The organism is Anaerobacillus sp. 63XJN7_4_ISO-PGPR-S23-413 (assembly GCF_056173725.1).
Genome location: NZ_CM149688.1, coordinates 3,552,261 through 3,564,789, shown reverse-complemented (window position 1 = coordinate 3,564,789; position 12,529 = coordinate 3,552,261). Strand labels below are relative to the sequence as shown.

11 protein-coding genes are annotated in these 12,529 nt (G+C 38.1%); 9 read left to right on the top strand and 2 right to left on the bottom strand.

Annotated elements, in window-relative coordinates; all coding sequences use genetic code 11:
- Positions 1-10: 10 nt before the first annotated feature.
- Positions 11-643 carry a YigZ family protein gene (locus AC0VYO_RS18700; RefSeq protein WP_430245852.1) on the bottom strand — a complete coding sequence of 211 codons (633 nt, stop codon included), beginning with the start codon at positions 641-643 and terminating at the stop codon, positions 11-13.
- A 269-nt stretch (positions 644-912) separates the two neighbouring features.
- Between AC0VYO_RS18700 and AC0VYO_RS18695 the strand changes: the two genes are divergently transcribed.
- Both AC0VYO_RS18695 and AC0VYO_RS18690 read left to right on the top strand, forming a co-directional pair.
- Positions 913-2,064 (top strand): sensor histidine kinase, encoded by a 1,152-nt coding sequence (locus AC0VYO_RS18695; RefSeq protein ID WP_430245854.1) that lies wholly within the window; start codon positions 913-915, stop codon positions 2,062-2,064.
- A 3-nt stretch (positions 2,065-2,067) separates the two neighbouring features.
- Complete coding sequence (locus tag AC0VYO_RS18690; RefSeq protein WP_159785070.1) at positions 2,068-2,772, top strand: response regulator; 705 nt, start codon at positions 2,068-2,070, stop codon at positions 2,770-2,772.
- A 119-nt stretch (positions 2,773-2,891) separates the two neighbouring features.
- Here the strand turns inward: AC0VYO_RS18690 and AC0VYO_RS18685 are convergent, their stop codons facing one another.
- Positions 2,892-3,818 carry a C40 family peptidase gene (locus tag AC0VYO_RS18685; protein ID WP_404683329.1) on the bottom strand — a complete coding sequence of 309 codons (927 nt, stop codon included), beginning with the start codon at positions 3,816-3,818 and terminating at the stop codon, positions 2,892-2,894.
- A gap of 310 nt (positions 3,819-4,128) precedes the next feature.
- On the opposite strand from AC0VYO_RS18685, the gene AC0VYO_RS18680 reads away from it, so the two are divergent.
- From AC0VYO_RS18680 to prfB, 7 genes are all read left to right on the top strand, one after another.
- Positions 4,129-4,977, top strand: a complete 849-nt coding sequence (locus AC0VYO_RS18680) for a DegV family protein (protein ID WP_475367973.1) — start codon at positions 4,129-4,131, stop codon at positions 4,975-4,977.
- 409 nt (positions 4,978-5,386) lie between these two features.
- On the top strand, positions 5,387-6,496 hold the full coding sequence (locus tag AC0VYO_RS18675; protein WP_475367972.1) for an ATP-dependent helicase ComFA: 1,110 nt from the start codon (positions 5,387-5,389) through the stop codon (positions 6,494-6,496).
- A 317-nt stretch (positions 6,497-6,813) separates the two neighbouring features.
- Positions 6,814-7,206, top strand: a complete 393-nt coding sequence (locus AC0VYO_RS18670; RefSeq protein WP_475365857.1) for a ComF family protein — start codon at positions 6,814-6,816, stop codon at positions 7,204-7,206.
- A 140-nt stretch (positions 7,207-7,346) separates the two neighbouring features.
- Positions 7,347-7,547 carry a cold shock domain-containing protein gene (locus AC0VYO_RS18665; protein WP_194218747.1) on the top strand — a complete coding sequence of 67 codons (201 nt, stop codon included), beginning with the start codon at positions 7,347-7,349 and terminating at the stop codon, positions 7,545-7,547.
- A gap of 281 nt (positions 7,548-7,828) precedes the next feature.
- Positions 7,829-8,392: a ribosome hibernation-promoting factor, HPF/YfiA family gene (hpf, locus tag AC0VYO_RS18660; protein ID WP_194218748.1), complete on the top strand. Its 564-nt coding sequence runs from the start codon at positions 7,829-7,831 to the stop codon at positions 8,390-8,392.
- A gap of 219 nt (positions 8,393-8,611) precedes the next feature.
- Positions 8,612-11,125, top strand: coding sequence for a preprotein translocase subunit SecA (gene secA, locus AC0VYO_RS18655; RefSeq protein WP_430245865.1), 2,514 nt, complete (start codon positions 8,612-8,614; stop codon positions 11,123-11,125).
- 72 nt (positions 11,126-11,197) lie between these two features.
- Positions 11,198-12,302 (top strand): peptide chain release factor 2 gene (gene prfB, locus AC0VYO_RS18650; RefSeq protein WP_430245867.1). Its coding sequence is split into 2 segments (ribosomal slippage): positions 11,198-11,269 and positions 11,271-12,302, totalling 1,104 coding nucleotides; the frame shifts between segments, so codons are not numbered across the junction.
- Positions 12,303-12,529: the final 227 nt, after the last annotated feature.

Here is a 12,529-nt window from a genome sequence, read left to right as displayed (position 1 = left end):
AGTAATCTTTTTAGACATCATATTCTTTATAGAGTTGTCCATTTGAAAGGATTTTCGCCTGTCCACTTGTAATATTCGTCATCCATTCAGTAAACTGCTCTTCTAATCCGCTTTGGATAAGAGTTTGAACTTGTACATTCTCCATATAATCAATCTGATCTAATAAGTAATTCGATGAACGAATTTCATTTTCGACTTTCCCTAATAAAGAATAATCAATTTCTGTTGTCATTTTTTCCATTAGTCTTCGCTCTACGATTCCAGTCGCATTCAGCCCTTCTGAAACCGATTGACCGTAAGCGCGAATTAAACCGCCTGCGCCTAGTTTAATTCCACCAAAGTAGCGGGTAACGACTACCGTAGTATCTTTTAGGTTTCGTTTTTTTAACACTTCAAGCATTGGTACACCTGCTGTGCCCGATGGTTCTCCATCGTCGTTAGCTTTCTGGATAAGGTCTTGCTCTCCAATTAAATAAGCTGAACAATTGTGCGTAGCACTTGCATGCTCTTTTTTGATCGATTGGATGAATTCTTGCGCTTCCTCTTCGGTTGGCGTCCTTTTTACATGTGCAATAAATCGTGATTTTTGTATAGTGATTTCGTTTTTTCCATCACCTTTGACTGTATAATATGAAGTAAGCATTTGGTTAACCTCCAGATAATCATTGAACATTCTTTAGAATGAAAGGGATTTGTTTCTTACCATCGAATAGTACATAATTAAAGATTGTGATTTAAGAGGGAAAGTAATAAGTTCGGTTAGTGTCTTTCTTATTATAAGTTTCTTAAATTAATCCATCAAATATATATCCTCAAGTCATAAAAAGACGGTCAGATACGAATTTTGTAAAAGAAGTACTTTTGGACTATCTTTTCTTAGTGTCCGTCCCTTGAAGGAATGGAGGGGTTAGCTTGGATTTTCAGAAGCTTGATCCAAATTCATTAGATGTCATTCTTGACAGGACAATGGAGAGTATTAACACAAGTAAATCAAAATTGTTCGAAATTGGAGAGCTGTCTCATGACGAATGTCAGCAGATCAATAATCAACTTCAATTATTAAAAGAAGAATTAGAGACCGTTCAGGGTCTCAGGCAAGAAAGGCTTCATATGGACAGAATCGCTCGAGCTGAGCTTGTAAAGATTAGTAAGAACTTTCAAGACTATGGAGAGCCGGAGATTAGAAACGCTTATGAGAAGGCTTCAGAAGCCCAAATTAAGCTATCTGTTAGTATGGAGAAGGAATCGCGCCTTAAAGACCAGATTGCAGATCTAGAACAGCGGATTTCTTCACTTCAAAATACGTCGGAAAAAGCCGAGTCTTTTATGAGCCAAATCTCAACAGTTCTTAGTTATCTTGGAGGAGAGCTAAGACTCTATGGTGAGGTCATTGAAGACGCTAGAAGAAAACAAGAGTATGGGCTTAAAATTATTGAAGCACAGGAAGAAGAGAGAAAGCGTCTCTCAAGAGAAATTCATGATGGCCCGGCCCAAGTTCTTGCGAATGTGTTATTAAGGTCACAGTTAATTGAACGAATTTATGAGAAAAAGGGAAAAGATGAAGCGTTCAAGGAAATAAAGGATATGAGATCCTTAATTGAGGATGCTTTAAAAGAAGTTAGGCGACTTATTTATGATCTTCGTCCAATGGCTTTGGATGACCTAGGTCTAGTGCCTACGTTATTAAAGTATTTAAATAAAGTGGATGATCGCTCAGAGGCAACGATATATTTCGATTATTTTGAAGGGATCCAACGACTTCACGTTCGGCTTGAGGCAGCGATCTTTCGACTTGTACAAGAAGCGGTGCAAAATGCGCTGAAGCATGCTGATGCAACTGAAATAAGTGTTGACCTGAATCTTGATGGTGATAAGATTGTGGTAACCATTGAAGATAATGGAATTGGCTTTGATGTGAACGTTCGTAAAGATCAATCTTTTGGATTGATTGGAATGAAAGAGCGTGTCGGTTTATTAAATGGGACAATTCAGGTTCAATCAACGCCGAACAAGGGTACATATATATTGATAAGAATCCCGATTCATGAACAGGAGGGCGTGTAAGAGATGTATGCAGCTAAAACCAAAACGAAAATTATAATAATAGATGACCATCGCTTGTTTCGCGAGGGAGTTAAACGTATTTTAGACATGGAAGATGATTTTGAAGTGATCGCTGAAGGTGATGATGGGGATGAAGCACTTCGTCTTGTCGAAGAAAATAAACCTGACGTGGTCTTAATGGATATTAATATGCCGCATGTGAATGGGGTAGAAGCAACAAGACAGCTTATTGAACAAGTACCGGAGACAAAAGTCATTATTTTATCAATTCATGATGATGAAACATATGTCACGCACGCAGTGAAAACAGGGGCAGCAGGGTATCTATTGAAAGAAATGGATGCAAACTCTCTTGTTGAGGCTGTTAAGGTTGTTGCATCTGGTGGAGCTTATATTCATCCTAAAGTAACGCATAATCTTGTGAATGAATATCGTCGTCTTGCTACGGAAGGTAAAAGACCATCGACTCAAATTGGTTACAAAGAAGTTGAGTATCGTAAACCACTTCATATTTTAACACGTCGAGAATGCGAAGTTCTTCAACTGCTAACAGACGGAAAAAGCAATCGCTCTATAGGTGAAGACCTTTATATTAGTGAAAAAACGGTAAAAAACCATGTTTCCAATATTTTGCAAAAAATGAATGTAAACGACCGTACTCAAGCGGTAGTAGAGGCAATTAAAAAAGGATGGGTTAAGGTGCGCTGAGGCGTGCCTTTTTTCTTTGGGGTATTCTACTTGTTATGAGAGGTAAAGGTAAAGGTAAAGAGAAAACAAAATGAAGACAAAAAAATAGCCTCCAATTTTGGAGGCTATTTTTTGTACCATTATGCGCGCTTTGCACCGAGGTAACGTGGAGACCAGTAAGAGTTATCCATGTCACTGATTGTTACTCCGTATGAAGAAGAAGAGTGAATGAACTGACCGTTACCGATATAAATACCAGCGTGAGACGGGCCGGATTTATAAGTTTCAAAGAATACAAGATCCCCAACAGAAGGTGAAGAAACTTTGTCTGTTGCGTTCCAGATGCTAGCTACAGTACGTGGGATGGATTTACCAGCTTTGTTGAATACGTATTGTAGGTAGCCGCTGCAGTCAAAACCAGATGGTGTAGTTCCAGCCCAAACATATGGTACACCGATGTATTGCTTAGCAATAGATACGACAGAAGAGTTAGATGTTGATGCACTTTTTACCTGTGATGAAGAAGATGAGCTTACAGAAGAACCATTAAGTGCTGCAAATGTGTTTGATCCTGCAATGCCATCGACGCTAAGACCATTTGCACTTTGGAAGTTACGTACTGCTTGTTGTGTAATGGATCCATAAATGCCGTCAACGGAATAGTTGTAGTAGCCTTTTGATTTAAGCTGACTTTGTAGATTTGTTACACTTTGTCCACGATCACCGTGACGAAGTGTGCTGCTGTATGTATTAGAAGAGCTGCTTGATTTAGATGAAGTTGAACCTTTTAGTGCGCTAACTGTTTGTGGCCCTACAACACCGTCTACGCTAATGCCTGCGCTACGTTGGAAGTCGCGAACGCCATCTTCAGTAATATTTCCGAAATATCCAGTTGCTTTATGGTAATCAAAATAGCCTTTATTATCAAGTTCATTTTGTAGTTGAGTTACGTCAGAGTTGCTCATGCCATTGTATAGGGTACGGTCGCCTAGTGCTGCTTCACTTACGTTTGGTGCTAATAAAAGAGTACCTGCGAGTGTAGTAGTGATCACGACTTTCTTAAACATAATATAATTCCCCCTGATTTATAAGTTAAAACCTTTTATTTTCTCTATCACGATTGCTAGTTTACATGATTGAGATAACAGGAGGATGAATATAACATTACAATTATGTAACAGAATACCTGCCTAATTTACTAAAAGTTTCATTTTACGACATTTACATTAAAAAATATGGTGAGAAATGGTTGACAAATTATGTGAAAAATATTATAAGCTTTTGTTGGCACAAAGCCTAAAATGCTCTATCATTAACTTGACTGGTTTTTAACGTAAATCGTATGAAGTACTTAATAGATTGAAGAGAGGCGTTAATATGAAGACAGTTGCTATTGTAACAGATAGTACGGCTTATATACCTGAATCAATGTTAAATGAATACGAAGTGACGATGGTTCCGCTTAGCGTAATATTCGGTAATGAATCCTATTTAGAAGAAAGAGAAATACAGGCAGAGGATTTTTTTGAAAAAGTAAAGAAAGAAGATGAGCTTCCTAAAACTTCTCAGCCTTCTATAGGAAGTTTTGTCGAAGCATATGAAACATTAGCTCGTTCACATGATGAAATTATTACGATTACTCTTTCCAGCGGTATCAGTGGTACCTATCAGTCAGCTCATTCTGCTGGAGGAATGATTGAAGGCGCGGACGTTCATGTTTTTGATTCAGAGATCAGTTGCATGATGCAGGGTTTTTATGTTCTAGAAGCAGCACAAATGGCGCAAGATGGCTTTAAAAGTAAAGAAATATTAAATCGTCTTCATAAGATAAAAAGTCAAGGGACAAATGCTTATTTCCTTGTAGATGATCTTAGCCATTTACATCGAGGGGGTAGGTTGAATGCTGCACAGCTTGTAGTCGGAAACCTTCTTCAAATAAAACCCGTACTAACTTTTGAAGATAAAAAAATTGTTCCATATGAAAAAATTAGAACTCGTAAAAAAGCATTAAATAAACTGATGACGCTATTTGATGATGCTGCAAAAGGCGGAGATATCATTAAAGCAACTGTCATCTATGCAACGAATAAAGAAGAAGCAGAGCTTTTGAAAGCTGAATTAGAAGAAAAATACGCGAACGTAAGCATTATTTTAAGTTATTTCGGACCAGTTATTGCTACACACCTCGGTGAAGGTTCTCTTGGACTCGGCTGGTATCGTGTATGATCGTTAAAATTGAAAAAGAAGCAAACCCATGAGGTTTGCTTCCTATGTGTTAAATAACCAGCAAGTATATATACCTGAATTGCTTAATCAACCTTCTTACTCCCTCAATTTCGCTCCAATTGGTATGTTCAACTCGATTCCCACTCAACCGCAAAATCCCGATTTTCACCCGAATGTTCAACTTATGAATTTTTTATATGGAAGGCATTTATTAATCGATGAAATCCCTTACTCATTTCTTGAACTTCATGAACACTATTTAAATGGCTATCTTCATTTTGAACCCGGTATTCAAAGCATTGATGGAAAAGCAACTTGTATGAGGTGTGGAAGTACTGATTCATTTTCATTTTTCGCGTGCTCGCGCTGCCATAGTAAGAACTGTAAATATTGTAGAAAGTGTATCAGAATGGGAAAGGTAACATTTTGTTCTCCACTATATTCCATATCCAAGTGGATACCAAAAAATGAAGATAAAGCTGTTTTAGAGTGGTCTGGCACATTGTCGGATGGTCAAAAGGAAGCTTCTAATTCTGTTGTCATGGCTATTCAACATAATCTTACTCTCCTTGTATGGGCTGTTTGTGGTAGTGGTAAAACAGAAGTGTTATTTAATGGATTAGCTCATGCCCTCACCAATCAAAAGTCCGTATGTATTGCTACGCCACGTACAGATGTTGTACTAGAATTAGCTCCACGCCTACAAAAGGTCTTCCCTAGTCTTGTGATTTCTCCCTTATATGCAGGTCATTCCGATCCTCATTCTCATTTTGTTGTTTCTACGACGCATCAATTGATGCGTTTTAAGAATTACTTTGATGTCATGATCATTGATGAAGTAGATGCGTTTCCATATAGTGTGGATTCTTCTCTTCAATACAATGTTGAAAAAGCGAGAAAACAAGGCGGTTCCCTCATTTATTTAACAGCAACACCTTCACCGTTGATTTTAAAAAAAGAAAATCTACAAATCGTACGGATTCCCTCAAGGTACCATGGTTTCCCACTTCCTATTCCATCTTGTCATTGGAGTGGCAATTGGAGAAAGAAAATAAATAAAGGTCACCTTCCTCATATATTAATTGAATGGATAAAGAAACAAGTATCTGAGCGAAAGCCCGTCCTCTTATTTCTTCCATCCATAAAAATCATTAATCAAACAAAAGCTGTATTTGAAAAAAATCACTTCCGATGTGAATCTGTTCATTCTGAGGATGAAAATCGAGCCGAAAAAGTTCTCCGTTTTCGAAAAAAAGAAATCCCTATTCTCCTCTCATCGACTATTCTCGAAAGAGGCATTACGATTGAAAATATATCAGTAGCCGTGCTAGGAGCAGAGGATGAGGTATTTACAGAGAGTGCCCTGGTGCAAATTGCCGGAAGAGCTGGAAGAAGTAAGAGATTCCCAGATGGAGATGTTCGCTTTTTTCATTATGGTAAAACAAATGCCATGTTAGAGGCTATAAAACAAATTAAGAAAATGAATGTTGAAGCGAGGGAGAAAGGTTGGCTCAATTAAATCGTTGTACTATGTGCGGGGAAGATGTAAGTCGAAATGTATCATGGAGCTGGTTGGTCGGTATACAAAGTGACCCGGATTGTTGTGAGCTGTGCCGTAAGCAACTTGTGCTAATTGAGGGAGACTTATGTCGGAAATGTGGGCGGCCTCTAAATAAACTTCCTAGTAAATTTGTAGAAAATCAATTCTGTTCTGATTGTAGAAAGTGGGAGGAAAAAGGATGGGGAAAAGTTCTTATCCATAATAAGTCGTTTTATGAATACAATGCTTTTTTGAAAAACACGCTTGCTCTTTATAAATTTAGAGGGGATGTTGAAGTGGGAAGAGTATTCTCACAGTTGATTCAAAAAGAGTTAAAGAAATCTTATCCCTTTATCGATCAAGTTATTCCAATGCCAACTAGTAAGGAAAGACTCTATGAGAGAGGTTTTAATCAATGTGAGGTTTGGATTGAAGGGACATCATTTGAACAAGAGTCACCACTGATCCGAATCAAAAACGAAGAAAAGCAAAGTAAATTGTCCCGAGAAAAAAGAATGAATCGTACAGAAGACATGTTTCGCGTAACAGAAGGATCTGCACTAAATGGAAAAAAGATACTTTTATTAGACGATCTTTATACAACGGGAACAACCATTCACTATGCAGCGCTCACCCTAAGAAATGCAGGTGCATCTGAAGTTTATTCCCTTACATTAAGCAGGGGATAAAGCAATGTCGAAAAATATTCAAGAAAACGCCTTCATTCGAGTTATATCAACAAAAACACCCCTTTGCCAGTGTGTAAATATAAACGTATAATAAATATGTGGCACTGCCATGAAGATTTTTGAAGGGAATGTTGAACAAGATGCAGGGAAAAGTAAAATGGTTTAACAATGAAAAAGGATTTGGCTTTATTGAAAGAGAAGATGGCGACGACGTATTCGTTCATTTTTCAGCAATCAGTGGGGAAGGATTCAAATCCCTTGAAGAAGGCCAAACAGTTGAATTCGAGATTGTTGATGGAGCTCGTGGACCACAGGCTGCTAACGTAGAAAAAGTATCTTAAATTAAATTAATCGCTTAAAGCTCCTATCATTTGATAGGGGCTTTTTATTTTTAAAAGCTATTTTAGTTTATACTGATGTTTTTTTAGATTAAGCTTATCGATCGGGTTATATAATAGGAGGATAAGCCCTTATATGTATGTATTTGTTAAAAAATGTCGGAATTTAGAGTGTTTTGTGAAAAAAACGTAAAAATATTTGTGATTTTTTAAAGTTTATAGAGGGTAATAGAGGGGGTATAACGAATAATATAGTTATAGCATGGAAGGAGGAGTGCCACATGATGAATTTCAACATCCGTGGTGAAAACATTAAAGTTACACCTGCAATGAGAGAATATACTGAGAAGAAGGTAAGTAAACTTGAAAGGTATTTCGATACTCCACCTAATACCGATGTTCATGTAAACATGAAGGTCTATAACGATCAACAAATGATTGAAGTAACCATCCCTATGCCAAACCTTCTACTTCGAGCAGAAGAAGAGCATCAGGATATGTATGCAGCAATTGATTTAGTTGTTGAGAAGCTTGAACGACAAATTCGCAAGCATAAAACAAAAGTTAATCGCAAATTCCGTCAGGAAGGTAGCGTTAAATATATGTTCCGCGATGAATTAAACCCTACAACAACAAGTGTTGCTGAAGCTGATATGGATGAGGATGACGATCTACAAGTAGTGAAAACAAAGCGTTTTACATTCAAGCCGATGGACGTTGAAGAAGCAATTCTTCAGATGGACATGCTTGGACACAGCTTTTTCGTTTTCTCAAACGCTGTTACAGGAAGCACAGGCGTTGTCTATCGTCGTAAAGATGGTAAATACGGATTGATTGAGCAAGATTAACGAATAAATAAACAAGGGCAGGGGTGATCACCCCTGCCCTTTAAATATGTGCTGAAGTTTGTTTTTTTATCTACATTAATATAGTTGTAAGAAGGCATGGTTTTTTACTTTCTTGTGCCTCTAGCAACTAATTGTTAAAATAACTACATAGTATAAAAAATTCTTAGTTTAGTTAGATATATGATAGCACTCTACTGACAACAAAAGAGGAGCGTTTTGATGAAAGGTTTATTACGAAAAATCATACCCAATGGCAATGAACGTCAGGTTAGTCGCTTACAGAAGATTGCAGATCAAGTAGAGACTTTCTCAGATGAAATGAAGAAGTTATCTGATGATCAGCTCCGTAACAAAACGGAAGAATACAAAGAACGGATTCAAAAAGGTGAAGATCTAGATAAAATGTTACCAGAAGTGTACGCTACCGTTCGCGAAGCATCTGAACGTGTTCTTGGTATGCGTCCATTTCCAGTACAAATTATGGGAGCGGCGTCTCTTCATGAAGGAAATATTGCTGAAATGAAAACAGGTGAAGGTAAAACCCTTAGTGCCACAATGCCTGTTTATCTTAATGCCTTAACTGGTAAAGGTGTACACGTTATTACGGTCAACGAATATCTTGCGAAGCGTGACGCTGAAGAAATGGGAGAACTTTACCACTATCTTGGTTTAACAGTTGGACTAAACATTAGCGGACTGTCAAAAGAAGAAAAAGCCGAAGCTTATGCTGCAGATATTACGTATGGAACAAACAATGAATTTGGTTTCGATTATTTGCGTGACAACATGGTCTTATATAAAGAAGAAATGGTTCAACGCCCTCTTCATTATGCCATCATTGATGAAGTTGACTCCGTGTTAATTGATGAAGCAAGAACACCCCTTATTATTTCTGGGAGTGCTGAGAAGTCCACTACTTTATACATTCAAGCGAACCAATTTGTTAGAACACTAAAAGAAGAAGACGACTATAATGTTGATATCAAAACAAAGAACGTTCAATTAACGGAAGATGGGATTACGAAAGCAGAAAAATTCTTCGCTATTGAGAATTTATATGATTACAAACATGTACAACTAAACCACCATATTAATCAGGCGATGAAAGCTAATTTTATCATGCAACTCGATATGGACTATGTTGTTCAAGATGAGGAAGTTGTAATCGTTGATTCATTTACTGGACGTTTAATGGCGGGACGTCGCTATAGCGATGGACTTCATCAAGCGATTGAAGCGAAGGAAGGTCTTGTAATCCAACGTGAAAGTATGACGCTAGCTACGATTACATTCCAAAACTATTTTAGAATGTATGAAAAGCTTTCTGGTATGACAGGTACAGCCAAAACCGAGGAAGAAGAATTCCGGAATATCTACAATATGAACGTTATTGCGATTCCTACGAATAAGCCAATTGCTCGTATGGACTATCCTGATCTCGTTTATAAATCCACTAACGGTAAATTCCAGGCACTCTCTAGAGAAATTGAAGAGCGTCATAAGCATGGACAACCCATTCTTGTTGGTACAGTGGCGGTAGAAACATCTGAGTTGATTTCGCAATTCCTAAAGAAACGCGGAATTCCTCACAATATACTAAACGCCAAAAACCATGCTCGTGAAGCGGAAATTATTGAATCTGCTGGTCAAAAAGGTGCGGTAACGATTGCGACAAACATGGCTGGACGTGGTACAGATATTAAATTAGGAACAGGTGTACTTGATCTTGGAGGCCTCTTTATCTTAGGTACGGAACGTCATGAAAGCCGAAGAATAGATAACCAGCTTCGCGGACGTTCAGGACGTCAAGGGGACCCAGGTGAATCAAGGTTCTATATTTCTATGGAAGATGAGCTAATGAGAAGGTTTGGCTCGGATAATATGATGAACATGATGAACCGTCTCGGGATGGAAGAGGATCAGCCGATTGAATCCAAGCTTGTATCAAGAGCAGTGGAGTCAGCACAAAAACGCGTCGAAGGTAATAACTATGATGCTCGTAAGCAGCTTCTTCAATATGATGATGTGATGAGACAACAGCGCGAGATCATTTATGCTCAACGTGCAGAAGTACTTGAATCAGATAATTTACGTGAAATTGTCGAAACGATGCTGACTTCTGTTATTACACGTATCGTTGATGCTCATACAGGTGATGAGGATATTCAAGAAGAGTGGGATCATCAAGCAATTATTGATCACGCGAAAGGTATCTTCCTTCAAGAAGGCCAGGTAACAGTGAAAGATATCAAAGGCCTTGATAAGGAAGAAATCGTAGAACTTCTTGTTGAGAAAATGAAAGTAAATTACGATGAAAAAGAAGCTGCATTCGAACCGGAACGCATGCGTGAATTCGAAAAAGTTATTCTTCTGCGCAGTGTTGATCGTAAATGGATGGATCACATTGATGCAATGGATCAGCTCCGTCAGGGAATTCACTTGCGCGCTTACGGACAAAATGATCCTTTACGCGAGTATCAATTTGAAGGATTTGAAATGTTCGAGGACATGGTTACAGAGATAGAAGAAGAAGTCTCTACCTATATTATGAGAGCTCAGATTGAAAGTAATCTAAAGCGAGAAAAAGTAGCAGAAGGCAAAGCCGTTAATCCAAAAGAAGAAGGAAGCTCGAAGCCAAAACCTGTTAAGAAAAAGCAGGATATTGGACGAAATGATCCTTGTCCTTGTGGTAGTGGCAAGAAATATAAGAATTGTCACGGCAAAGCAGAATAATGCCGGGCAGGTGTTCAAAGCTGAACACCTGCTTATTCTATGTAAAATAACGAAAAACTTGAGGTGCAGACGATGGAAATGCATGAAATTAGAAGCGAACTAAACACAATTGAAACACGATTAAACGACTTTAGGGGGTCTCTTTGACCTCGAAAATAAAAGAGCCCGTATCGATGAATTAGACATTCAAATGACTGATCCAGATTTCTGGAATGATCAAAATGCCGCTCAAAAAGTGATCAATGAATCAAATTCTCTAAAAGAAGCTGTTAATGAGTTCGATTCTCTTCAAGAAGAATATGAGAACTTGGAAGTTTCTTATGAACTTGTGAAAGAAGAAAACGATCAGGAGTTATTTGAAGATCTTGAAGTAGAAATTAAAGATCTAAAAAAAGCAGTCAATCAATTTGAACTTACGCTTCTTCTAAGCGAAGAGCATGATAAAAATAATGCGATTCTTGAACTTCACCCGGGTGCTGGTGGTACAGAATCACAAGACTGGGCATCGATGCTTCTTAGAATGTATACGCGTTATGGTGAGAAAAAAGGATTTAAAGTTGAAACGCTTGATTACCTCCCTGGTGATGAAGCTGGTGTGAAAAGTGTTACGTTAAACTTTAAAGGTCATAATGCTTATGGGTATTTAAAAGCAGAAAAAGGCGTCCACCGCCTTGTTCGTATCTCACCATTTGACTCAAGCGGCAGACGTCATACTTCTTTTGTTTCTTGCGAAGTAATGCCTGAATTTAATGATGAAATTGAGATTGACATTCGCACAGAAGATTTGAAGATCGATACGTATCGTGCGAGTGGTGCTGGTGGTCAGCACATTAATACGACTGACTCTGCCGTTCGAATCACTCACCTTCCTACTAAAGTAGTTGTTAGTTGTCAGGGAGAACGTTCTCAGATTAAAAACCGAGAACAGGCCATGAAAATGTTGAAAGCAAAGCTATATCAATTGAAAATTGAAGAACAAGAAGCAGAGCTCGATGAGATCCGAGGCGAGCAGAAAGAAATTGGCTGGGGTAGTCAAATTCGATCTTATGTTTTCCATCCATATAGTATGGTAAAAGATCATCGTACAAATATGGAAGTTGGGAACACTCAATCTGTCATGGATGGCGATCTCGATCCATTTATTGATGCTTTTCTCCGTTCTCGTTTAAATGATTGAAACTAACTTCAAGCCTACCTGTAGAATCAGGTCGGCTTTTTTTATTTAAAGGCTATGTTAGTGTACGTTGTTTACTTTTCGGTCGTTTACCCTTTGTGATCACCAATCGCTTCTTCATGTTTCTGTCATAAATGGGGCAAAGTATAAAGGGAGAAAGAAGTGCTTCAACTTGATAACGCGCTGCTACAATGCGGTTTACACCCCATATGCCCGATGATATACTACTG